The organism is Rhizobium sp. SVR5-2C (assembly GCF_056755115.1).
In genome coordinates, this window is sequence record NZ_JBNDHT010000006.1 from 53481 (window position 1) to 74977 (window position 21497).

Consider the following 21497-nt stretch of genomic DNA (forward strand, 5'->3'; position numbering starts at 1 on the left):
AGGCGTTCGCGAGCTTCCGCTACACGCGAGGCGATGACATGCCAAACGATCCAACGCGATCTCATCTGGCGGCGATGAAAGGAGACGGCTTCTACAACCGTCATTCCGCGATGCAGGCGACTGGCATTGCCGCACTTCTTTCATTATGGGAAACCGCGTGCCGGACGGTAACCGTTGGCGAAGGTCCCTTGACCATCGTTGATTATGGTTCCTCGCAAGGCCGCAATTCGATGGCCCCCATGCGCGTTGCGATTAAGGCGCTGCGGTTCCGATCCGGCCCATCCGTGCCAATCGAAATCGTCCATACGGACCTTCCATCGAATGATTTTTCGGCCCTGTTCGAAGCGCTTGTGTCAGAGCCGGGCAGCTACATGAACGACGCTTCCGATGTCTTTCCTTCCGCGATCGGCAGGTCGTATTTCGAGCAATTGCTCCCGCCTCAGCGCGTGCATCTTGGCTGGACAACCTGGGCATTGCAGTGGATGAGTGCCACCACGATAGAAGCGCCTGACCATATTCTCGCTGGAATGAGTGCCACGCCGACTGTGGTCTCTGCAGTGAAAAAGCAACAGGCGAGAGATTGGGAACGCTTCCTGACGCTGCGGTCGCGGGAAATGCGGCCCGGCGCTAAACTCTTAGCGGGGTTTACGGCCCGCACGGCGACCGTCACCGGCTGGGAATGGCTGCTCGGCGAGCTGTGGTCGGCTGTATGCGACATGAGGACGGATGGCCGACTTTCGGAACGAGAGCAGAATCATCTCACGATACCGATTGGTCTTCGAACATTGGAAGAGATTCAACAGCCATTTATACAAGCTGAAAATTTCGCTGACCTTGAACTCGAGCATCTTGATCTCGTCAAACTCACCGATCCTTGCTGGGAGCAATTCGAAAGAAGTGGTGATGTATTGGCCTTCGCCAAGCATCACGCAGACATGACGCAAGCTTGGTGCGGGCCGATGATCGCCAGCTTGATTGAGCCGTCTCGCGAACCAGCCGCCTTGGTGACTGAGCTGTTTACCCGCTTTGAGCGTCGACTGTCTGATTGTCCCACACCCCATGAACTCTACATGGCCGCCGTCGTGTTGTCCAAACGAGCATAGCCGGATTCGCTCGGGCTTTGTCGCCTACCGTACCTGATCGAGAAGGCGCTTACATTCCAGGAGATCGTAAAGCGCCTCCTGAAGCAGCGCTCTATCCTCCTTGCCGACGCTCGACTTGCCGATCGAGACTTCGGCTTGATCATCGTCGCCGCTGACGAAGTTGAAGAAACGGCGCGTAATCGGTGCCTTTGCGCGCCCGACCAGCTGATCCTCATCTGCAACGCTGACGCGCGGCTCGCTCGAACCGCCATCCTTGGGGCCTGTCGCCAGCGCCTCGACGCTGGCGAGATCGCCTTGCGCAACAGCCACCACGAACTTGTTGCCGTTGGTCTTCAAGAGCTTCTGAACGCCCTTGATCGTGTAGCCGTGGTCATAAAGAAGATGCCGTATTCCCTTCAGAAGATCGACATCTTCCGGCCGGTAATAGCGGCGTCCGCCGCCTCGTTTCATCGGTTTTATCTGGGGAAAGCGGGTTTCCCAGAAACGGAGAACATGCTGCGGAAGATCAAGGTCGTCCGCAACCTCGCTGATTGTTCGGAAAGCATCGGGGCTCTTGTCCAACGTCGTACTCCCTACACCATCTAGCGTGGCGGTCGAAACCGCGACTCATCATATTTCAACGGTTTGAGGCGTCGAATTCAAGTCACGTCTTCGCGCAGCCCACAGATCGGAAGGCGAAACCGAAGAAAAAGATAGGGAGATATCAATCAGAGATAAGGAGGGCCAGCTCTTCGTCGGCGGCCTTACATGGCCGGATTGGCAGGCTTCAGCTTGATCTTCCGCATCGCGTGCGCCTTGAGAATGCGCGTTTTGAGGACATTCGAGGCCTTGAAGGTCATTACGCGGCGCGGCGAAATCGGAACCTCTTCGCCGGTCTTGGGATTTCGGCCGATGCGCTCGTTCTTGTCGCGGACCTGAAAGGTAGCGAACGAGGAAAGCTTGACGGTCTCGCCACGTACGATGGCGTTGCAGATTTCATCGAGCACGGTCTCTACGAGTTCAGCCGACTCGGTACGGGAGAGACCGACCTTCCGGAATACCGATTCCGCCAGGTCTGCTCGCGTCACTGTCTTTCCGGTCATGGTTTCCCCGCCACATTCTACAAATCTTTTATGAAAGTGAGCAAAGACTATTGTTCTTGCGTGTTACGGTCAAGCTCTTGTTCGTCGCCACTTTTTCGGATTTGTTACCGCTACCAGCGTAGGAGCATTGCCCCCCAGGTGAAGCCACCGCCCATCGCCTCCAGCATCACGAGGTCGCCTTTTTTGATGCGCCCGTCGCCCGCCGCAGTGGCAAGCGCAAGCGGAATGGAAGCGGCGGACGTATTGCCATGCAGATCGACCGTCACGACCACCTTTTCGGGTGCGATGCTCAGCTTTTTGGCGGAGCCATCGATGATGCGGCGGTTCGCCTGATGAGGTACGAGCCAGTCCAGATCATCGGCCGTCGTGCCCGTTGAATCGAAGGCAGCCTGAATCACATCGGTGATCATGCCCACGGCATATTTGAAGACTTCGCGGCCTTCCATGCGCAGCTTGCCGACGGTGCCGGTGCTGGATGGACCGCCATCGACGTAAAGCTTTTCCTTATGGGATCCATCGGAACGAAGGTGCGCCGTCAGGACACCACGATCGGAAGTGCTGCCCTGCCCTTCAGCGGCTTCGAGCACGATCGCGCCGGCGCCGTCGCCGAAGAGAACGCAGGTGGTGCGGTCGTTCCAGTCAAGGATGCGCGAGAAGGTCTCGGCGCCGATGACCAGGGCGCGTTTAGCGAGGCCACCACGGATATAAGCATCGGCCGTCGTCACCGCATAGACGAAGCCGGTGCAGACCGCCTGAACGTCGAATGCGAAGCCGTGGTGCATGCCGAGACGGTTCTGGATGTTGACCGCCGTCGCCGGAAAGGTGTTGTCGGGCGTCGAGGTCGCACAGATGATGAGATCGATGTCAGCGGGCGTCAGGCCTGCATTGTCGAGTGCCGCGCGGGCGGCCTGCTCACCCAGCGAGGAGGTGGTTTCGCCCTCGCCGGCGATATATCTCTGGCGGATGCCCGTCCGCTGGACGATCCATTCGTCCGAAGTGTCAACGACATCTTCCATCTCGCGATTGGTCATAACGCGCTTCGGAAGTGCGGCTCCGAACCCGCGAACCACTGAACGGATCATTCTGCTTAAGTCCTATCGTTCATGCCGCTTCCGGCCCCTTCGGGGGCAAAGGCTTGGCATGATACCTCTTGAGATCGTTTTCTATTTTCTGATTGAGGCCATTCTTGGCCATGTCATAGCCGACTTCGATGGCAGCAGCGATACCATCGGCATTGGCGCCACCATGGCTCTTGATGACGATACCGTTGAGGCCAAGGAATACGCCGCCATTGACCTTGCTGGGGTCCATCTTTTCGCGAAGCATGTCGAAAGCAGCCTTGGCGAAGAGATAGCCGATCTTGGCAAGCAGCGTGCGCGTCATCGCCGCGCGCAGATATTCGCCGATCTGCTTTGCCGTACCTTCAGCCGCCTTCAAGGCGATATTGCCTGAAAAGCCCTCCGTGACGACGACATCGACGGTACCTTTGCCGATGTCATTGCCTTCGACGAAACCGGAATATTCGAGCGAATCGATGTTGGCCTCGCGAAGCAGCCGGCCCGCCTCCCTGACCTCTTCCTGGCCCTTCATTTCTTCGACGCCGACATTGAGCAGGCCGATCGTCGGGCGTTCGAGCTCGAACAGGGCGCGGGCCATGGCGCCGCCCATCAAGGCGAAATCCATGAGCTGCTGAGAATCGGCGCCGATCGTGGCGCCGACATCTAGAACGATGCTTTCCCCCCGCAGTGTCGGCCAGATCGCCGCAATCGCAGGACGCTCGATATTGGCCATCGTGCGCAGACAGAACTTCGCCATCGCCATGAGCGCTCCGGTGTTGCCCGCCGAAACGGCTACATCGGCCTCGCCCGTCTTAACGGCTTCGATGGTACGCCACATCGTGGAAATATAGCGGCCGCGGCGCAGCGCCTGGCTCGGCTTCTCGTCCATGCGGACGGCGAGCTCGCAATCGTGAAAAACGGAGTGTTCGCGGACTTTCGGAAACTTGGCAAGAACCGGATCACACTGCTCTTTCAGTCCGTAGAAGACGAATGAGATATCCGGATGCCTTTCCAGCGCCTTAGCGGCACCTGGGATGACAACCTCGGGACCGAAGTCGCCACCCATGAGGTCGAGAGATATTCTGATCACGCGTCCCTGATCCTTGATTCTTCCGCGCGGGGCGAAAATTTCGGCCAAAATACCGGTTTTCCTGTCGCTTACAACTGAATTGTATCAAATACCCAACGGGTCTTCAGTCCTTCTTCCAGTCCTTGAGCGCTGCAAAGGCGGAGGGCTTTTTGTCGTTTTCGCCGGTATCCTCGATATGATCGGCGAACTCAATACCCTCTTTGCGTGGATAGGAATCAATCGCGAGCGCGGCGAACTCCGTGACCACTTCGCCTGCGTCGATCGTATCACCAGTGAAGGTTTCGGGCAGATCCGGCCCGTCGGGATCAAGAACCATTTCGCCAGCGTCGTTGGCCGGGTGCCGGGCAAGTTTCGACGTCTCAGGCACGAAGATCTGTTCGAACTGCTCGTCGATCGAGGACGGCACGGGGTCGAGGGTGACGACGCACGCTTGAACGATCTTTGCCTGCACCCTGCCCTTGACGCGGATGCCGTCTTTTTTCCAGCGATTGATCTGGAGGTCGGCACGCAAATCATCGACGGAAAGAACGTCCCAGGCCTTCGCAAGCGCCTTCAACTCCTTCTGGTCCGCCTCGACGTGCACCTCGACGGGATTTGCGGAGATATGGCCGACCTTGACGAGGTAGGAAAACGGAATGTCGTCGTTGCGCTGTCTCATAGCTTCCTCCTTACGCTGCCTGCGGCAGCGTCGCCGAGCCCGTCGAGATCCGGTCCTCCGACTGAGCCGACAGATCAGCTTCGGCATCGAACATCCAGCTGGCAAGCGCCGTCATATCCTGCATGTTGGCTGCTGCCTCTGGGTGGATGTTGCGCTGGAGAGCCAGCGCAAGCGCCGCACGATCGCCGGCATCCAATGCCGCCGAGTAGGATTCAAGCCGGCCGTAGAACATGCCGGCAAGCTTCTTCATCCGCTTCGGCACGCCCACGTCACCGATGCCAAGTTCGCGGATCGAATGGTCGATATCCTGAAAGAAGGCGTCCACGATCTCCTGCGCGATCTCCTGGCCGCTGGTTCCGGAGGAACGCGTTCGCCGGAAAAAAAGGATCATCACCAGAGATAGCATCTCGAAACGACCCATCACGGTGTCTGGAACATTCATGCCCTCATAGAATTGCGGCATGCGCGCTGCTGCGGTCAGTGTCGAATACTGCCGATCGACAATTGCCTGATTGCTGTTCTTCTTACGAAAAAGCCCGAAGATCATAGTTTCTTCCGGAAAAGCCTTATTCTTCACGCGCCGTAGCGCGGGCCGTGTTGCATGATTTCGAAAGCTGGTTTACCGAAGCAAGCGCGAATTGCAATGCCGAAGGTGACCACTTTCGGAACAGTGTCCTTGTAGGTTGGATCCTGGGGAATGGGAAAATTCGACCCCGGAAAGGCCACAAAGATTTTGCATCAGCGGTGATTGCAGGGCTCGAAGCTGCCTATCGATACTTAAAGGGAGTAAATGTCGTTGAAGAGACGGTATTTCAAGTATGACATGAAATTCTTCAGCAGCGCAGCCATTGCCATCATCATTTCCGCAGCAGGTCTTACCAGCTGCGAGAGCACCGGCACCGTCCTCAACGGCGGCTATGTCGTCGACCAGGAGTCCCTCAATCTCGTTCCCGAAGGTTCGAGCCGCGAACAGGTGCTCCTGTCGCTTGGCACGCCTTCGACCACGGCAACGTTCGACAGCGAAGTCTTCTATTATATTTCACAGAAGCGCACCCGTTCCGTCGCCTTCCAAAAGTTGAAGGTCGTGGATCAGAGCGTGCTTGCGATTTATTTCGACAAGGACGGCGTCGTGACACGGCGGGCGAACTACACCCTTCAGGACGGCAAGGTATTCGATACGATTTCGCGCGTGACCCCGACCGGCGGCCGTGAGCTGAGCTTCCTTCAGCAGGTTCTGGCCGGCGGCGCCGGCAGCGCAGCCAAGAGCCTGTTCGGAACGCCCTCCGGCAATCCGGCGAACCCAGCAAGTATCCAGTAGGATCGAAACCCAAAAAGAAACCCGCCGGATCGCTCCGGCGGGTTTTTTTATTGTACCTTTCTGTTCGATCAGGCCAGCACGGCCAGCAGCAGCAAGGCGACGATATTGGTGATCTTGATCGCCGGATTGACGGCTGGCCCGGCGGTGTCCTTGTAAGGATCGCCGACCGTATCGCCGGTGACGGACGCCTTGTGCGCATCCGAACCCTTCATATGGCGAACACCGTTCTTATCGACGAAGCCATCCTCGAAGGACTTCTTTGCGTTGTCCCATGCGCCGCCGCCCGAGGTCATCGAAATGGCGACGAAGAGGCCGTTGATGATCACCCCGAGCAGCGATGCGCCGAGCGCCGCAAACGCCGAGGCCTTGGAGCCGGAGATCAGCAGGACGCCGAAATAGACAACGATCGGAGCCAGAACCGGCAGCAGCGAGGGGATGATCATCTCGCGAATCGCGGCCTTTGTCAGCAGATCCACCGCCTTGCCGTAGTCCGGCTTTTCGGTGCCCTGCATGATGCCCGGCTTCGTCTTGAACTGAAGACGCACTTCCTCGACGATCGCGCCGGCGGCGCGGCCGACCGCCGTCATCGCGATGCCACCGAAAAGGTAGGGAATGAGGCCACCGAAGAGGAGACCCGCCACGACATAGGGATTCGACAGTTCAAAGGAGATCGTGCCGATATTCGCGAAGTATGGATATTGGTCGCCGTGCTGGGCGAAATACTGCAGGTCGTTCGCATAAGCTGCAAAAAGCACCAGCGCGCCGAGACCGGCAGAGCCGATCGCATAGCCTTTGGTCACGGCCTTCGTGGTGTTACCGACGGCGTCCAGCGCGTCCGTCGACTTGCGGACCTCCGGCGGCAGGTGGGACATTTCGGCGATGCCGCCGGCATTGTCGGTCACCGGGCCGAAGGCATCGAGCGCCACGATCATGCCGGCAAGTCCGAGCATGGCAGTGACAGCGATGCCGGTCCCGAAGAGGCCGCCCAGCTGGTAGGTGGCGATAATGCCGCCGACGATGACGATTGCGGGCAGCGCTGTCGATTCCAGGGAGACAGCGAGGCCCTGAATGACATTGGTTCCGTGTCCGGTCACCGAGGCCTGCGCGATGGAATTGACCGGGCGCTTGTTGGTGCCGGTGTAATATTCGGTGATGACGACGATAAGTGCCGTCACCACGAGGCCGACCAAACCGCAGACGAAGAGGTTCGTGCCCGTGACTTCGGCACCGCCGACCTGCCCGAGCGAACCCCATCCCACCGTCAGGGACGTTGCCAAACCAAGCCCAATGATCGACAGCAGGCCGGTGACCACCAGGCCCTTGTAAAGGGCGCCCATGATCGAGCCGTTGCTGCCGAGCTTGACGAAGAAGGTGCCTATGATCGAGGTGATGATGCAAGCGCCGCAGATCGCCAGTGGGTAGATCATCGCCGACTGCAGGATCGGTGCGCCGGCAAAGAAGATCGAGGCGAGAACCATGGTCGCGACGACCGAGACGGCGTAGGTCTCGAAAAGGTCGGCTGCCATGCCCGCGCAGTCGCCGACGTTGTCGCCGACGTTATCTGCGATCGTTGCCGGATTGCGCGGATCGTCCTCGGGAATACCAGCCTCTACCTTGCCGACCAGGTCGCCGCCGACATCCGCACCCTTGGTGAAGATCCCGCCGCCAAGGCGGGCGAAGATCGAGATCAGCGACGCGCCGAAGCCGAGCGCGACGAGAGCGTCGATGACTTCGCGAGAACCGCTTTCGTGGCCGAGCAGGACGGTCAGGATGAAATAGTAGATCGATACGCCGAGCAGCGCCAAGCCGGCAACGAGCATGCCGGTGATCGCTCCCGATTTGAAGGCGATGTCGAGGCCAGCGGAAAGGCTATGCGAGGCGGCCTGCGCCGTGCGCACGTTGGCCCGGACGGATACGTGCATGCCGATAAAGCCGGCAGCACCAGAAAGAACGGCGCCGATCAGAAATCCGATGGCCGCCGTGCCGGAAAGAAGCAGCCAAGCTGCAATGAAAACAACGATACCGACGATCGCAATCGCCTTGTACTGGCGCATCAGATAAGCCTGCGCGCCCTCGCGGATATAGCCCGCGATTTCCTGCATGCGGCTGTTCCCCTGATCGGCGGCCAGCACCGACCGGGTTGCCCAGATGGCATAGGCCACCGAGAGCAGACCGCATATTATTACACTTATAAGAATGGTCATTCGCTCCTCCTCCCAATGCGCCGAAAACTCCTCCGCTCGGCGCGAGCGCAGCCGAATCGTCTTCTCTCCACTAAAACGGTCTAGCTTTGCGTCCGGAGATTGCGTGGCAGAAAACAGGACGTCAAGACCGCCAAGGGCGAAAACCCTTGCAGTGCAGCAGAAACAGGGAAATGGTGCGCTAGTGGACGGAAGGCTACTTCTTCGCCTCGCCGCGCACCTGCTTGGCGATGCGGTCGAGCACGGCGTTGACGAGCTTCGGCTCGTCGTCTTCGAAGAAGGCCCGGGCGATCTCGACATATTCCGTGACGATCACAGCCACCGGCACGTCCTTGCGGTCGAGAAGTTCGAAGACCCCGGCGCGCAGGATGGCGCGCACGGTGCTGTCCAGGCGCGAAAGCGCCCAGTCGTCCTGGAGAGCGGAGGCAATCAGCGGATCAAGGCGCAGTTGCTCGCGCACGACGCCGGAGACGATGGAGCGGAACCAGGCGGGATCGGCCTTGAGATAGGTTTCGCCGTCAATTTCCTGGCCGAGGCGATGCGCCTCGTATTCGGCGACAATCTCCAGAACACCGGCTCCGCCGACATCCATCTGATAGAGCGCCTGAACGGCAGCCAGCCGCGCAGCCCCGCGCTGGTTCGCCGTCTTCACCTGACGCTCCGGGTTTTCATTGCTCATTCGTATGCACCCAATTTCTTCTTCAGCTCGATCATCGTGAGAGCTGCACGAGCGGCAAATCCGCCCTTGTCCTTGTCCGAGCGGCGGGCGCGCACCCAGGCCTGCTCATCGTTTTCGACCGTCAGGATACCGTTGCCGATAGCCAGCGACTCGCTGACAGCGAGATCCATCAGTGCGCGGGAGGATTCGTTCGAAACGATCTCGAAATGATAGGTCTCGCCGCGGATGACCGTACCAAGCGCGACATAGCCATCATAGTGCGTGCCGCCATTATCCGCGCCATCGAGCGCAATGGCGATCGCCGCCGGAATTTCCAGGGCACCCGGAACGGTCACGACCTCGTAGGTCGCGCCAGCCTCTTTCAAAGCGAAGGTGGCACCGTCCAGAAGTGCATCTGCCATGTCGTCGTAGAAGCGGGCTTCGACGATCAAAATATGGGGAGCGTTGTCTCGCGCCATGCATCACCTTCGGTTTTTGAGGACTTTGCCACTCGGCAGGCCGCGGTCAAAACACGCCTGCCGACGAATGGCAAGTAAATTCGGATCATGGCTGAAATGCAAATACGGAAATCGCTGCAACAGGATAGCAGATGTGCAGGATCACCCCTCGCGGCGAGCCCTGCCGAACGCCTTGAAAAGGGCAAATCAAGGGCAGCTAAAATGAATAATTTGTAATTATATTTCAGCACGTTAGCCCATTGATTTCGCACGTCAGCTGACCCAATTCAAAATGCGTAACGCAGACGATCCCTGCATGACAGGCGACCGCCGCAGCTGATGAAAGGATACATCATGAACCGCGTTGCTAAAATCATCATCGCATCCGCCCTCTCCTCCCTCGCGCTTGCCGGCGTCAGCCGTGCTGAAAGCCTTGGCATGAACACCACAGGCGGCATCGACCAAACGCTGCGCAATTTCCACGGCACGGACTTCAACGTCCAGCAGTTCTACGCCTGGAACGGTGAGAACCCCGACGTAGAAGGTCCGCGCTCTGCTCCGCAGCGCTCGGCATACGATGTTCGCCGACTCCAGGCCTCGATCCATGCCAACCGAATGCTGACCCGTGAGCTCGCAAGTAAAGGGGTGAACGTCCATGATGTCGTCAACGCCGAACAGGCGGCGGACGGCAGCATCACCTTCTATACCAGCTGATCGGAAAGAGGCGGCGCAGTTCGCCGCGCCGCCTCTTTCAACAATTCTTCCGAAGCCTATTGAATTTCAGCTCGGATTGGTGGTCTCCTGACCCTCGTAAAGGGGAGAAGACATGCCGCGGGACATCAAACCGGTTCTCAATGTTGCCGATCTGACACTCGAGCGCTGGACACAGGGCGCCCTCTATGAGAGCGCCGATGCTTCGTTCGGCCGTCTGCTCGGCCTCTCCAATCTCGGAATCAGCTACAACGAAGTGCCGCCCGGCAAATCGAGCTGTCCGTTCCACAATCACCATGTCGAGGATGAATTGTTCTTCGTGATTGAGGGAACAGGCGAATATCGCTTCGGCAGCGAACGTTATCCAATCAAGAAGGGCGACACGCTCGGCGCACCGGCTGGGGGCAAGGAAACGGCACATCAAATCCTTAACACCGGCACGACGACGCTGATCTATCTCGGCATTTCGACGACGGCGAAGACGGAGGTCGTCGAATACCCCGACTCCGGGAAATTTCTTGCCAAAACAAATCACGAGGAAGCGCAGTCCGGCCGCTTCCGCTTCATCGGGCGCGCGGAAAGCGATCTCGACTATTGGGACGGCGAACCCGGCGCGTGAAATGGCGTTTTTCAGAGAACGATATCCATGGTCAGTATTCCTACCATCGAAACCCAGCGATTGATTCTGCGGCCCCACCGCCTCGAAGATTTCAATGATTATGTGAACTTGTGGAGCGATGAAGCCGTCGTCCGCTTCATCAGTGGCGTACCGTCGACGCGCGAGCAAACCTGGGCGAGGCTGATACGCAGCGCCGGCATGTGGCATTTCATGGGCTTCGGCTTTCTCGCAATCGAAGAGAAGGAAACGGGCCGGCTTATCGGCGAAGCGGGCTTCCACGAGGTGCGGCGGGACATGAAACCGTCCCTCGAAGGCACGCTGGAGACCGGATGGGTGCTGCTGCCGTCCGCGCATGGGCGCGGCTACGCCACCGAAGCCTTGAAAGCATTGCTTCGATGGGCTGAAGCGAATTTTCCTGGCAAGGCCGTGACCTGCATCATCAGCCCCGACAATGCGCCATCACTTCGCGTTGCCGAGAAACTCGGCTTTCGCGAGGTGGCGCGTTCCGACTATCACGGCGAAATCATTCTGCTTTCGCGGACGGGAACTCAGCCAGCCTAGCCGCATAGCGCGCCATCGTATCGACCTCGAAATTGACGAAATCGCCGGCCTTGCGCTCGCCCCAGGTCGTGACCTCAAGCGTGTGGCGGATCAACAGGACATCAAAATCGGCGCCGTCGACCGCGTTGACGGTCAGCGACGTGCCATCGAGCGCAATCGAGCCCTTCGGCGCCACGAATTTGGCGAGATGCTCCGGCGCGCGCAGCCGGTAGCGCGTAGCGTCGCCTTCAGCGGTCACCGAGAGGATTTCGGCTTTGCCATCGACATGCCCGGAAACGATGTGGCCGCCGAGCTCGTCACCGATTTTCAGAGAGCGCTCGAGGTTGACGCGCGTCCCCTCCTTCCAGGTCGCGATGGTCGTGAGCCGAAGCGCCTCCTCCCAGGCCTCGACCTCGAACCAGCGGCCGTTGCTGCCTTCGTCCGGCAGGCCGGTGACTGTCAGGCACACGCCCGAATGCGAAATCGACGCCCCCATATCGATGGTCGCCGGATCGTAAGCGGTGGCCACGCGGAGCTTGACGCCCTCGTTCATGGGGGAAACGGACTCGATCGTGCCGACGTCGGTGACAATTCCGGTGAACATCAAAGCTCTCTTTCGTATTCGTCCAGGCGGTCTTCGCCGAAAATAAACGTGCCCTTATGAGCAAAACCCGATGGCATGTCGGTCTTCCGCAGCGGCGATTCAATACCTCCCTCGCCGATCGTTCCCGGACCTTGATAAAGCTGGATGCGATCGACCAGGCCGGCGTTGAGGAAAAGCCGCGCCGTCTTCGCTCCGCCTTCCACGAGCAGCGAGGAGATGCCGCGCGAGGCGAGTGCAGGCAGCAGCACCTCGGGGTGGTAGGGACTGCAGGGAAGTATTTCGACGCCGGCAGACCGCAGGGGTGCGGCGCGAGCTTCGTCCATCTCTGGCCTTGCAACCACGATGACCGGCACGTCTCGCGCGGAGTTGACCAGTTTGCTGGTGAGCGGCAGCTCCAGCGCCGGATCAAGTACGATGCGGATCGGCGATTGCGATTCGAGGCCGGGCGTGCGCACTGTCAGCAGCGGGTCGTCGGCAATCGCAGTACCGATGCCGACGAGGATGGCATCTGTTTCGGCACGCAGTGAATGAACCTGCGCACGGGCGGCCGGTCCGGTGATCGCCACCTGTCCCCCGCCTTCCCGCCCGATCATGCCGTCAGCCGAAACGGCAAGTTTGAGAGTGACATAGGGGCGGTTCTTCGTCTGCCGGGTGAGATAACCGGCGAGCGCCCGCCGGCCCTCCTCCTCCAGCACCCCGGCATCAACCTCGATGCCCGCAGCGCGCAGCAACGCGATGCCCCGGCCGGAAACGCGTGGATCGGGATCGGTGACGGCAATGACGACGCGGGCGACGCCGTAGGCAATCAGGGCCTCCGCGCAGGGCGGTGTCTTGCCGTGGTGCGAGCAAGGCTCGAGTGTCACATAGGCGGTGGCGCCGCGGGCAAGCTCGCCTGCGTCGGCGAGCGCTTGCGGCTCCGCATGCGGGCGGCCACCCAGCGCGGTAACGCCGCGGCCGACGATCACGCCATCGCGAACGATCAGACAGCCGACGGAAGGGTTCGTCGAGGTCTGGCCGGTATGCCAGCGGGAGAGCCGGATCGCCGCGGCCATGAAACGCTCGTCGTGCGGCCCGACGCCCATGGCTCAAGTCTCCAGCGTGTCGCGGCTGATCTTCGCGTTGATCTCGGAGATGACCTTTTCGAAATCCTCGGCATGCGAGAAATCCCGGTAGACCGACGCATAGCGAACGAAGCCGACGTCATCGAGGCTTTTGAGGGCCTCGAGCACCTGAAGGCCAATGGCCTCGGAGCTGATTTCGACCTCACCGGAGCTTTCGAGGCGCCGTACGATGCCGGACACGGCGCGCTCGATGCGGTCGCGGTCGACCGGGCGCTTGCGCAGTGCGATCTCGAAGGACCGTACCAGCTTGTCGCGGTCGAAAGGCACCTTGCGTCCGGTCTTCTTGACGACCATCAGCTCGCGCAGTTGCACGCGCTCGAAGGTGGTAAAACGGCCCCCGCAATCGGGACAGATACGCCTGCGGCGGATGGACGTGTTGTCCTCCGCCGGGCGTGAATCCTTGACCTGGGTGTCTTCCGATCCGCAGAATGGGCAGCGCATGCGCTACTCTCAGCCGATGTAATCGTACATTGGGAAGCGGCCGGTCAGTTGAGTGACCTTGCCGCGGACTGCGGCTTCCACAGCTGCATTCCCCTCGTCGGAATTGGCGACCTTCAGGCCATCCAGGACCTCGACGATGAGATTGCCGATTTCCTTGAATTCCGCTTCCTTGAAGCCGCGCGTGGTGCCGGCCGGAGCGCCGAGACGCACACCCGAGGTGACGAAGGGCTTCTCAGGATCGAACGGAATGCCGTTCTTGTTGCAGGTGATGTAGGCGCGGCCGAGTGCCGCTTCCGCGCGCTTTCCGGTGGCGTTCTTCTTGCGAAGGTCGACGAGCATCAGGTGGTTGTCCGTGCCGCCGGAAACGACGTCGAGGCCGCCTGCGATCAGGGTTTCGGCCAGCGCCTTGGCATTCTTGACGATCTGGGCCGCGTAATCCTTGAATTCAGGCTGCAGCGCTTCACTGAAGGCAACGGCCTTGGCGGCAATGATGTGCATCAGCGGACCGCCCTGGAGACCCGGGAAGACGGCCGAGTTGAACTTCTTCGCCAGATCTTCGTCATTCGTCAGGATCACACCACCGCGCGGGCCGCGGAGCGACTTGTGGGTCGTCGTCGTCGCGACATGGCAGTGCGGGAACGGCGACGGATGCTGGCCACCGGCGACGAGGCCGGCGATGTGGGCCATGTCAACCATCAGGTAGGCACCGACGGAGTCGGCGATCTCGCGGAAACGCTTCCAGTCCCAGATACGCGAGTAAGCGGTGCCGCCGGCGATGATGAGCTTCGGCTTGTGCTCTTGGGCCTTGCGGGCGACTTCGTCCATATCGAGCAGGTTGTCGCCCTCGCGGACGCCGTAGGAAACGACGTTGAACCACTTGCCGGACATGTTGACCGGCGAACCATGCGTCAGGTGACCGCCCGAGTTGAGGTCGAGGCCCATGAAGGTGTCGCCCGGCTGCAGCAGCGCCAGGAAGACCGCCTGGTTCATCTGCGAACCGGAATTCGGCTGGACGTTCGCAAAATTGACGCCGAAGAGCTTCTTGGCACGTTCGATCGCCAGTTCTTCAGCGATATCGACGAACTGGCAGCCGCCGTAGTAGCGCTTGCCCGGATAGCCTTCCGCATACTTGTTCGTCATGATGGAGCCCTGGGCTTCCAGCACCGCGCGGGAAACGATGTTTTCCGAGGCGATCAGCTCAATCTCATGCCGCTGGCGGCCGAGTTCCTTCTGGATCGCGCCGAAGATTTCCGGATCGGTATCGGCGAGCGAACGATTGAAGAAGGTTTCGGTAGAAGCATTTGTCATCGGCGGGCTCCTCAACTGGAATGGGCGAAGCTTTAGCGTTCCGCCCTGCCAAGAGCAATACGAAGAACGACATTTGCTAGGCAAAGAGCGCGAGGCGGCAACCGCCGAACAAAAAACCGCGCTCGAAGGCGCGGTCTTCAAAAGATTGCAGTAAGCCGCCTATCTTATTGTACCGGCTGCTCCATGCCCTGGGTCGTGTCGAGGGCGAGCTCGTCGTTGCCGTCGAGATGATAGATGTCGTCGCGGAACTGAACGATACCGTCCGGCATGCCCCAGGCGGAGATGTAGACGAAATAGACCGGCACTTCCTCGGCAAGCGTAATCGGCGTGTTGACCCGGCTTGCGATGACCTGTTCCATCTGCTGACGCGACCAGCCGGGGGTTTCGCGCAACAGCCAGTTCGAAAGGTCGCGGACGTTCTGGACGCGGACGCAGCCCGAACTATCGAAGCGCATCAGCTTGTTGAACAGGCCCTGCTCCGGCGTGTCGTGCATGTACTCGTTGTTCGGGTTGTGGAAATTGATCTTCGTGGAGGCCATGGCATTGTTCTTGCCAGGGTCCTGACGAAACATCAGGTTCGGAGCCTTTTCAGCGTTCCAATCGATCGTTTCCGGCGCCACTTCGTTGCCCTTGCCGTCCAGGAGACGAATGTTGTTGCGCTCGAGATAGGTCGGGTCCTTGCGCATCAGCGGCACGATGTCCTTCTCGATGATCGAGCGCGGTGCCGTCCAGTAAGGATTGAGGATGACCTCGTAGATCTTCGAGTTGATGATGTGCGTGGGGCGGGTGATACGGCCGACGATGGCCGCATGACGCGTCGCCACGCTGCCGTCCTCGACTGCCTCGACATAGGCGGCGGGAATGTTGACCATGACGTGGCGGCGGCCGAGATCTTCCGGGAAGGTCTGCATGCGGATCAGGTTGGTATTCAGCTGCTGCAGGCGCACCTCGACAGGAATATTCAACGCCTTCAGGGTGAATTCGCCAATGACGCCATCGGCAGGCAAGCCATGACGGGCCTGGAAGCGCTTGACCGCGCCGTCAACATAGGAATCGAAGGCGGAAGACATGCCGGCTTCCTGCGGAAGGTCGCCGGTGATGGCCAGGCGCTGGCGCAGGGCCTGGACAGAAGGATCCGTCACGCCGAGCTGCAGACGCTGCTCGCCGGGATTGACCTGAGGCCAGCCGCCGGCGGAGGCGATCTGCTGATACTGCATAATCCCCTGCTGGATGCTCGGAACTGCCTGCGGGCTGAGGATCGGCGTATTGGAAACAACAGCGGCCGCCGTACGCGATGCCGCCTTGGCGTCGAACTGGTCGTCCCAATCGCCGCGGCGCGGTGCGTTGATCAGCGCATCGAGCGCCGACTGCGCAAAAGCCGGGGCGGCGATTGCGCTGGCTCCGACGGTTGCTGCAGACGCTAGAAAAGCGCGGCGCGAGAGAGCTTCAATACCATTCTTCTTCGACATATTCCCAACCACTGAATGCCGCAGCCTGAAAGGAAAACCGCGGGTTTGCGATTCACTGCGTCGCAACGCAGTCCAGTATCATTCCGTTTTTCGGCACGTCACCATTTTTGCGCGTCCGGACATCACAAGATTGCGAGCCGGAAGCGCGGACTACCCTGAATTACTGTGCCGGAAAGCGCCGCTTACGGTGCATTCCGCTCTCACACCAATATGGCCGATTCGTGTCGCATGACGCCCCGTATTGACAAACGCCGGCAGGTGAGCCGCACGGACAAAGCCATATCGATCGTCGAACCGTGCTGGTCAATAGCGGCTAAAAAGCGGCCTGGATACGGGCGACAACGCTTGGCTGCGATGCGTTGCAAAGATGACACGCCTACCCCGAACGGACAAAACCGGACGCGCAGGGACGCATCCGGTTTTCTTAGACCCTGGAGGAGGTCTTCGGAGGAGGTCTTCGCCCTAGAGGCGGTACATGATGCTGTCGTTCCAGAAGCGGTCGAGGCGCTGCAGGAGCTTGTTCATCTGGGTGAACTCGTCGGTGCCGATGCCGCCGACCTTGTCGATCGAGGTGATGTGGCGCTCGTAGAGCCTAGCGACCGTTTCGGCGATCTCGGCGCCGGTGTCCGTCAGGCTGATGCGGACGGAGCGGCGGTCGATGCGCGAGCGCTGGTGATTGATGAAACCAAGGTCGACAAGCTTCTTGACGTTGTAGGAAACGTTCGAGCCGAGATAATAGCCACGCGAGCGCAGCTCGCCTGCGGTCAGCTCGGAATTGCCGATGTTGAAAAGGAGCAGTGCCTGGATCGCATTGACGTCGCTGCGGCCCTGACGGTCGAACTCGTCCTTGATGACATCCAGAAGGCGGCGGTGAAGACGTTCAACCAGATGAAGGGATTCCATGTAAAGATCACGGATGTCCTGGTCCTGCTGGTCACGGAAGTTCGATGCCGCCTGCGGCTTGATTTTCGTATTCATGATGACTGCCTCACTGTTTTGTTTGGCGGTGTTGGTTTTCTTCCCGCCTTGAGTGAGACCCTATCGAATACAAATAAAATTCTACTTAAACTGCAGGCTTAACAGCACCTTACCGGAAACCCCGCGTTGTATCAGGGTAAATCAACGCTTACCTGGCGGCGGTGGCGGCGATTTTCCAGCCAGAGCACAAGGCGGAAAACCAGGTAGAGAAGCGCAACCACGCCATGCAGTAGGATGATGAGTCTGTTGGCGCCGAAGGTCTCGGGAAGCATGCCGTACATCAGGATCTGCCCACCGGCTGCGAGCACCCAGAGAACGGGGCCCCAGGAAACCGTCAGCCAGAGACCGAGCGCCGCGACGGGGAAGAGAACGGCAAGGCTGGTGGCCGCGACCTTCCACGGAAGGCTCAGCAGATCGAAGCGCCCTGCCCCGGCCAGCGAATAGCCAACGAGCATCGCCCAGTATTGCAGGCCGAGACAGAAGCAGGAGATCGCGACCAGCCTCAGGAAGAGGATGAAGAGAATGTCCGTTAGCGTCCGCTTCGGCATTGTCGGAGAATCATGTTCCATGGCGCAGACGTTAGGTTTCCAGTTGGGCCAGCGGCTTGTCGCCCGCGGCCAATCGCCCGGTTTGGTTTTCCAGGCTGTCGTGATAATGAGCGCACCGAGAAATAGAATGGTCAGGGACCAAAGACAATGCAGGACAAGACCCATCTCGTCGACGAAATCACCGGACACCGCCGCATGCGGCGAAACCGCAAGGCGGATTGGACGCGCCGGCTGGTGCAAGAAAATCGTTTGACGGTGGACGACCTGATATGGCCGGTCTTCGTGGTCCCCGGCTCCGGCATCGTCGAGCCGATCCCGGCCATGCCCGGCGTCAACCGCGTGAGCGTCGACAAGCTGGTCGAAGCGGCCAAGGAAGCGGCCGATCTCGGCGTACCGGCGATCGCAACCTTCCCGAACATCGAGATGGCGCTGCGCGACGAAACCGGCTCCAACAGTCTCGAAGCCAACAACCTCATCAACCAGGCGACGATCGCACTGAAGAAGCACGTGCCTGACATCGGCGTGATCACCGATGTCGCCCTCGACCCCTTCACCAGCCACGGGCATGACGGCATTCTGCGCGGCGGCGAGATCGTCAATGACGAGACGGTCGATCAGGTGGCGCGTGCTGCCGTCATGCAGGCCGATGCCGGTTCCGACATCATCTCGCCCTCGGAAATGATGGACGGGCGGATCGGCGCCATCCGCCGGGCGCTCGACGCCGCAGGGCATCAGAATGTCGGCATCATGAGTTATGCGACGAAATTCGCATCGGCCTTTTATGGCCCCTATCGCGAGGCGATTTCGACCGGCGGCCTGCTGAAGGGCGACAAGAAGACCTATTACATCGACCCCGCCAACGGCACCGAGGCGATCCGCGACGCCGCTCTCGATGTCGAGGAAGGCGCCGACATGCTCATGGTCAAGCCCGGCCTGCCCTATCTCGATATCTGTTGGCGGATGAAGGAGGCCTTCGGCCTTCCGACCTTCGCCTATCAGGTTTCCGGCGAATACACCCAGATCAAGGCTGCGGCCATGAATGGCTGGATCGATGGTGAACGGGTGATGATGGAAACGCTGCTGGCCTTCAAGCGCGCAGGCTGCGACGGGATCCTGACCTATTTCGCGATCGAGGTCGCCAGACAGCTCGCCAAGCGGTGAATTCACACATTATTGTATCTCCGGCCGCCGATACCATATCTTTGGCATCGTTTTTCCGAAGGAGACCTCGATGAGCATCAACCCGAACCCGCTCTATGCTGCACCGGAGGACTGGCGCGCCTACAGCGGCACGCTCAGCCGACGGGTTTTTGCATTCATTCTCGACTACATCATCGTCCTGCTGCTCTGCATTCCTGCCGCAGTGGTGCTGTTTTTCCTCTCCATCCTGACATTCGGCTTGGGCTTTCTGCTCTATCCGGCGCTCTTCGTGCTGGTTGCCGGTCTCTACTTCGGCCTGACGGTCGGCGGGCCAAGCCAGGCTTCGCTAGGCATGCGAGCTATGGGTATCGCGATCGTCCGCGTCGATGGACGGCCGATGGATTTCCTCACAGCGATCGTGCATCTGGCGCTGTTCTGGATCCTGAACTCGGTACTGACGCCGCTCATTCTGCTTGCCGGTCTCTTCATCGAACGCAGCCGCCTGATCCACGACCTCCTCGTCGGGACGGTTACGGTACGCACCGCCTGAGAGCCGCGCAATATAGTCCGCCACCGGTCTTTGCTGTCCGGTTGGCGATGCCATATCAACAAGAATGGAAAACGGATAGCGAAGACAGTTTAGCCGCGCTGTTGACGTTTTTTATTCTTAGGTCATGCTGTTATAAGGAAGACAGCGCAAAGGGGCACCTTTCCGGCAGATGAATACGCAGGTCTCGCCATCACCGCAGTTTTATCTGACTGCTCCGGCTGCATGCCCGTATTTGCCGCATGAGATGGAGCGGAAGGTTTTCACACATCTCGTCGGCCCGCGTGCTGCCGAAATGAACGACATCCTCACGCAAGGCGGCTTCCGCCGTTCGCAGAACATCGCCTATCGTCCTGCCTGCGAAGCCTGCCGCGCCTGCGTCTCCGTGCGTATCCTCGCCCAGGAGTTCCAGCCGACAAAGTCGATGAAGCGCGTGCTGGCGGCCAATGCCGACATCATCGCCACCGAATTTCCGGCGCAGCCGTCCAGCGAGCAATACTCTCTCTTCCGCCGCTATCTCGACTACCGCCACCAGCAAGGCGGCATGTCCGATATGACGGTGCTCGACTATGCGATCATGGTGGAAGATACGCATGTGAACACCAGGATCATTGAATACCGCAGACGGGAAGAAGGCTCGGGCCTCGAGGCCCGTCCGCGGGGCGAACTCCTGGCTGCCGCTCTGACCGATTCGATGAGCGACGGCCTCTCCATGGTCTATTCCTATTTCAATCCGCAATATGACAAGCGCTCGCTTGGCACCTTCATGATCCTCGACCACGTAAAACGGACGCAAGCGCTCGGTCTTCCACATGTCTATCTCGGTTACTGGGTTCAGGGATCGCGCAAAATGGACTACAAGACGCGCTTCCAGCCGCAGGAACACCTGACCCCGCGCGGCTGGGAACGTTTCGATCCCGCCTCGCTGTCCGAAAGTACGCACGACTAAATGTTTCTCCCTGCCCTTTCCGATCATCGGAAGGGTCTCGCCCTGACGGCCGTCGGCGGCTTGGCTCTTTCCATGGACATTCCGCTCGTGCGTCTTGCGCACGGAGACATGTGGTCGATCCTCGGCCTTCGCAGCATCGCCACAGTTCTGGTGACTCTGCTTATCGTCGCAGCGATCCGGATTTTTCGCGGGAAATGGCCCGTCCTGATCCCCGGCCGGCACGGCATCGTTGCCGGGTTGCTCTATGGTCTGTCGACTCTGACTTTCCTGCTGTCGGTCTTCAATACGGCAACGGCCAACGTCGTCTTCATCGTCGCCTTCAATCCGATGTTCGGGGCTCTGCTTTCCTGGATCTTCCTCAAGGAACGGCCGCCGGTTTCCACCTTGTTGACGATGGCTGCCATGATTTTCGGCGTGGGGCTGATCGTCCATGACGGCATATCGAGCGGGCATATCCTTGGCGACGCGATGGCGCTGCTGAGCGCCCTTATCCTTGCCTCGGCAATCACCGTCGGCCGCGCCTCACGGTGTGACATGGGCTTCGTGCCGCTTCTTGCTGCAATCTTTCCGGCGACCCTCGGCTTCGGGATGGCCTTGCCTGCCGGCATTTCGGTCGACCACCCTGCCTGGATCATCTTCAATGGCGCCATCGTGATGCCTGTGGCCTTCTGGTGTCTGGCAACAGGCCCGCGCTACCTCTCCGCGCCCGAGGTCGGCATGTTCTATCTGCTGGAGACCGTGCTCGCGCCGATCTGGGTCTGGTTCATCTTCGCCGAAGCGCCAGCGACGATGACGCTCGTCGGCGGCGCGATTTTGATCGCAGCGATCATGACGCATTCGCTGTGGAGAGCCCGTGGAGGCAGCCTTCGGCCGGCAACGCAATAGGCGCGGCTTGC

Annotated in this window: 24 protein-coding genes and 1 pseudogene; 9 read left to right on the forward strand and 16 right to left on the reverse strand. The window is 59.9% G+C overall.

The annotated features are described in order from the left end of the window. Positions 1–38: 38 nt before the first annotated feature. Positions 39–1103: a class I SAM-dependent methyltransferase gene (locus tag ACPYOI_RS03180; protein WP_481419636.1), complete on the forward strand. Its 1065-nt coding sequence runs from the start codon at positions 39–41 to the stop codon at positions 1101–1103. Positions 1104–1127: 24 nt separating this feature from the next. On the opposite strand, the gene ACPYOI_RS03185 is transcribed toward ACPYOI_RS03180, so the two are convergent. The 6 genes and pseudogenes from ACPYOI_RS03185 to ACPYOI_RS03210 form a co-directional block, all read right to left on the reverse strand. Then, positions 1128–1664 (reverse strand): MerR family transcriptional regulator, encoded by a 537-nt coding sequence (locus ACPYOI_RS03185; RefSeq protein WP_481419637.1) that lies wholly within the window; start codon positions 1662–1664, stop codon positions 1128–1130. A gap of 182 nt (positions 1665–1846) precedes the next feature. Next, positions 1847–2185 (reverse strand): integration host factor subunit alpha, encoded by a 339-nt coding sequence (locus tag ACPYOI_RS03190; RefSeq protein WP_481419638.1) that lies wholly within the window; start codon positions 2183–2185, stop codon positions 1847–1849. Positions 2186–2295: 110 nt separating this feature from the next. Then, the gene (locus tag ACPYOI_RS03195) at positions 2296–3267 is read right to left on the reverse strand and encodes a beta-ketoacyl-ACP synthase III (RefSeq protein ID WP_481419639.1); all 972 of its coding nucleotides are present in this window, start codon (positions 3265–3267) and stop codon (positions 2296–2298) included. Positions 3268–3286: 19 nt separating this feature from the next. Further along, a complete protein-coding gene (gene plsX / locus ACPYOI_RS03200) occupies positions 3287–4333 on the reverse strand; it encodes a phosphate acyltransferase PlsX (RefSeq protein WP_481419640.1) in 1047 nt (348 codons plus the stop codon). 103 nt (positions 4334–4436) lie between these two features. Beyond that, a complete protein-coding gene (locus ACPYOI_RS03205) occupies positions 4437–4991 on the reverse strand; it encodes a YceD family protein (protein ID WP_481419641.1) in 555 nt (184 codons plus the stop codon). A 10-nt stretch (positions 4992–5001) separates the two neighbouring features. Further along, a pseudogene (locus tag ACPYOI_RS03210) lies at positions 5002–5594 on the reverse strand (ubiquinol-cytochrome C chaperone family protein). Positions 5595–5781: 187 nt separating this feature from the next. Between ACPYOI_RS03210 and ACPYOI_RS03215 the strand changes: the two are divergent. Further along, entirely contained in the window at positions 5782–6309 is a 528-nt protein-coding gene (locus ACPYOI_RS03215) for an outer membrane protein assembly factor BamE (RefSeq protein WP_168829140.1), read from the forward strand. Positions 6310–6377: 68 nt separating this feature from the next. Here ACPYOI_RS03215 and ACPYOI_RS03220 read toward each other — a convergent pair whose 3' ends face one another. The 3 genes from ACPYOI_RS03220 to ACPYOI_RS03230 all read right to left on the reverse strand — a co-directional run bounded on the left by ACPYOI_RS03220 (position 6378) and on the right by ACPYOI_RS03230 (position 9647). Then, positions 6378–8513: a sodium-translocating pyrophosphatase gene (locus tag ACPYOI_RS03220; protein ID WP_168829139.1), complete on the reverse strand. Its 2136-nt coding sequence runs from the start codon at positions 8511–8513 to the stop codon at positions 6378–6380. A gap of 193 nt (positions 8514–8706) precedes the next feature. Continuing rightward, entirely contained in the window at positions 8707–9189 is a 483-nt protein-coding gene (gene nusB, locus ACPYOI_RS03225) for a transcription antitermination factor NusB (protein ID WP_168829138.1), read from the reverse strand. After that, positions 9186–9647, reverse strand: a complete 462-nt coding sequence (locus ACPYOI_RS03230; protein ID WP_481419642.1) for a 6,7-dimethyl-8-ribityllumazine synthase — start codon at positions 9645–9647, stop codon at positions 9186–9188. Before ACPYOI_RS03230 ends, nusB begins: the two co-directional genes overlap by 4 nt. A 333-nt stretch (positions 9648–9980) precedes the next feature. Between ACPYOI_RS03230 and ACPYOI_RS03235 the strand changes: the two genes are divergently transcribed. The 3 genes from ACPYOI_RS03235 (at position 9981) to ACPYOI_RS03245 (ending at position 11517) form a co-directional block, all read left to right on the forward strand. After that, on the forward strand, positions 9981–10340 hold the full coding sequence (locus tag ACPYOI_RS03235; RefSeq protein ID WP_481419643.1) for a hypothetical protein: 360 nt from the start codon (positions 9981–9983) through the stop codon (positions 10338–10340). 112 nt (positions 10341–10452) lie between these two features. Next, positions 10453–10956: a cupin domain-containing protein gene (locus ACPYOI_RS03240; protein ID WP_481419644.1), complete on the forward strand. Its 504-nt coding sequence runs from the start codon at positions 10453–10455 to the stop codon at positions 10954–10956. A 27-nt stretch (positions 10957–10983) separates the two neighbouring features. Then, complete coding sequence (locus ACPYOI_RS03245; RefSeq protein WP_481419645.1) at positions 10984–11517, forward strand: GNAT family N-acetyltransferase; 534 nt, start codon at positions 10984–10986, stop codon at positions 11515–11517. Here ACPYOI_RS03245 and ACPYOI_RS03250 read toward each other — a convergent pair. The 7 genes from ACPYOI_RS03250 to ACPYOI_RS03280 all read right to left on the reverse strand — a co-directional run bounded on the left by ACPYOI_RS03250 (position 11480) and on the right by ACPYOI_RS03280 (position 17986). Then, positions 11480–12100, reverse strand: coding sequence for a riboflavin synthase (locus tag ACPYOI_RS03250; protein WP_481419646.1), 621 nt, complete (start codon positions 12098–12100; stop codon positions 11480–11482). The two genes, ACPYOI_RS03245 and ACPYOI_RS03250, sit on opposite strands and share 38 nt — an antisense overlap. Further along, complete coding sequence (ribD, locus tag ACPYOI_RS03255) at positions 12100–13182, reverse strand: bifunctional diaminohydroxyphosphoribosylaminopyrimidine deaminase/5-amino-6-(5-phosphoribosylamino)uracil reductase RibD (RefSeq protein WP_481419647.1); 1083 nt, start codon at positions 13180–13182, stop codon at positions 12100–12102. The genes ACPYOI_RS03250 and ribD overlap by 1 nt, the downstream gene beginning before the upstream one ends. Positions 13183–13185: 3 nt before the next feature. Further along, positions 13186–13662: a transcriptional regulator NrdR gene (nrdR, locus tag ACPYOI_RS03260; RefSeq protein WP_022714748.1), complete on the reverse strand. Its 477-nt coding sequence runs from the start codon at positions 13660–13662 to the stop codon at positions 13186–13188. A gap of 9 nt (positions 13663–13671) precedes the next feature. Continuing rightward, on the reverse strand, positions 13672–14970 hold the full coding sequence (gene glyA / locus ACPYOI_RS03265; RefSeq protein ID WP_481419648.1) for a serine hydroxymethyltransferase: 1299 nt from the start codon (positions 14968–14970) through the stop codon (positions 13672–13674). Between the two features lie 164 nt (positions 14971–15134). Then, entirely contained in the window at positions 15135–16439 is a 1305-nt protein-coding gene (locus ACPYOI_RS03270; protein WP_168829130.1) for a L,D-transpeptidase family protein, read from the reverse strand. Between the two features lie 462 nt (positions 16440–16901). Next, entirely contained in the window at positions 16902–17417 is a 516-nt protein-coding gene (gene ldtR / locus ACPYOI_RS03275; protein ID WP_168829128.1) for a transcriptional regulator LdtR, read from the reverse strand. A gap of 131 nt (positions 17418–17548) precedes the next feature. Further along, positions 17549–17986, reverse strand: coding sequence for a DUF6163 family protein (locus ACPYOI_RS03280; protein ID WP_481417119.1), 438 nt, complete (start codon positions 17984–17986; stop codon positions 17549–17551). Positions 17987–18112: 126 nt separating this feature from the next. Between ACPYOI_RS03280 and hemB the strand changes: the two genes are divergently transcribed. The 4 genes from hemB (at position 18113) to ACPYOI_RS03300 (ending at position 21486) form a co-directional block, all read left to right on the forward strand. After that, on the forward strand, positions 18113–19126 hold the full coding sequence (gene hemB, locus ACPYOI_RS03285) for a porphobilinogen synthase (protein WP_481417120.1): 1014 nt from the start codon (positions 18113–18115) through the stop codon (positions 19124–19126). Positions 19127–19196: 70 nt separating this feature from the next. Then, positions 19197–19655 (forward strand): RDD family protein, encoded by a 459-nt coding sequence (locus tag ACPYOI_RS03290; RefSeq protein ID WP_481417121.1) that lies wholly within the window; start codon positions 19197–19199, stop codon positions 19653–19655. 169 nt (positions 19656–19824) lie between these two features. Continuing rightward, positions 19825–20601, forward strand: a complete 777-nt coding sequence (locus tag ACPYOI_RS03295; protein WP_168829124.1) for an arginyltransferase — start codon at positions 19825–19827, stop codon at positions 20599–20601. Then, a complete protein-coding gene (locus tag ACPYOI_RS03300) occupies positions 20602–21486 on the forward strand; it encodes a DMT family transporter (RefSeq protein WP_481422534.1) in 885 nt (294 codons plus the stop codon). It abuts the gene before it with no gap. The last annotated feature ends 11 nt before the right edge of the window (positions 21487–21497 follow it).

What these genes read in the sequence shown, in the direction of transcription:
- ACPYOI_RS03300 (WP_481422534.1), top strand. Translation starts at nt 20,602, where the DNA reads ATGTTTCTCCCTGCCCTTTCCGATCATCGGAAGGGTCTCGCCCTGACG.
- ACPYOI_RS03270 (WP_168829130.1), bottom strand. Translation starts at nt 16,439, where the DNA reads ATGTCGAAGAAGAATGGTATTGAAGCTCTCTCGCGCCGCGCTTTTCTA.
- ACPYOI_RS03195 (WP_481419639.1), bottom strand. Translation starts at nt 3,267, where the DNA reads ATGATCCGTTCAGTGGTTCGCGGGTTCGGAGCCGCACTTCCGAAGCGC.
- ACPYOI_RS03215 (WP_168829140.1), top strand. Translation starts at nt 5,782, where the DNA reads ATGTCGTTGAAGAGACGGTATTTCAAGTATGACATGAAATTCTTCAGC.
- hemB (WP_481417120.1), top strand. Translation starts at nt 18,113, where the DNA reads ATGCAGGACAAGACCCATCTCGTCGACGAAATCACCGGACACCGCCGC.
- nusB (WP_168829138.1), bottom strand. Translation starts at nt 9,189, where the DNA reads ATGAGCAATGAAAACCCGGAGCGTCAGGTGAAGACGGCGAACCAGCGC.
- ACPYOI_RS03205 (WP_481419641.1), bottom strand. Translation starts at nt 4,991, where the DNA reads ATGAGACAGCGCAACGACGACATTCCGTTTTCCTACCTCGTCAAGGTC.
- ACPYOI_RS03180 (WP_481419636.1), top strand. Translation starts at nt 39, where the DNA reads ATGCCAAACGATCCAACGCGATCTCATCTGGCGGCGATGAAAGGAGAC.
- ACPYOI_RS03280 (WP_481417119.1), bottom strand. Translation starts at nt 17,986, where the DNA reads ATGGAACATGATTCTCCGACAATGCCGAAGCGGACGCTAACGGACATT.
- ACPYOI_RS03290 (WP_481417121.1), top strand. Translation starts at nt 19,197, where the DNA reads ATGAGCATCAACCCGAACCCGCTCTATGCTGCACCGGAGGACTGGCGC.
- ACPYOI_RS03240 (WP_481419644.1), top strand. Translation starts at nt 10,453, where the DNA reads ATGCCGCGGGACATCAAACCGGTTCTCAATGTTGCCGATCTGACACTC.
- ACPYOI_RS03250 (WP_481419646.1), bottom strand. Translation starts at nt 12,100, where the DNA reads ATGTTCACCGGAATTGTCACCGACGTCGGCACGATCGAGTCCGTTTCC.
- ACPYOI_RS03235 (WP_481419643.1), top strand. Translation starts at nt 9,981, where the DNA reads ATGAACCGCGTTGCTAAAATCATCATCGCATCCGCCCTCTCCTCCCTC.
- ACPYOI_RS03295 (WP_168829124.1), top strand. Translation starts at nt 19,825, where the DNA reads ATGAATACGCAGGTCTCGCCATCACCGCAGTTTTATCTGACTGCTCCG.
- ribD (WP_481419647.1), bottom strand. Translation starts at nt 13,182, where the DNA reads ATGGGCGTCGGGCCGCACGACGAGCGTTTCATGGCCGCGGCGATCCGG.
- ACPYOI_RS03230 (WP_481419642.1), bottom strand. Translation starts at nt 9,647, where the DNA reads ATGGCGCGAGACAACGCTCCCCATATTTTGATCGTCGAAGCCCGCTTC.
- glyA (WP_481419648.1), bottom strand. Translation starts at nt 14,970, where the DNA reads ATGACAAATGCTTCTACCGAAACCTTCTTCAATCGTTCGCTCGCCGAT.
- ACPYOI_RS03190 (WP_481419638.1), bottom strand. Translation starts at nt 2,185, where the DNA reads ATGACCGGAAAGACAGTGACGCGAGCAGACCTGGCGGAATCGGTATTC.
- ldtR (WP_168829128.1), bottom strand. Translation starts at nt 17,417, where the DNA reads ATGAATACGAAAATCAAGCCGCAGGCGGCATCGAACTTCCGTGACCAG.
- ACPYOI_RS03245 (WP_481419645.1), top strand. Translation starts at nt 10,984, where the DNA reads ATGGTCAGTATTCCTACCATCGAAACCCAGCGATTGATTCTGCGGCCC.
- ACPYOI_RS03220 (WP_168829139.1), bottom strand. Translation starts at nt 8,513, where the DNA reads ATGACCATTCTTATAAGTGTAATAATATGCGGTCTGCTCTCGGTGGCC.
- nrdR (WP_022714748.1), bottom strand. Translation starts at nt 13,662, where the DNA reads ATGCGCTGCCCATTCTGCGGATCGGAAGACACCCAGGTCAAGGATTCA.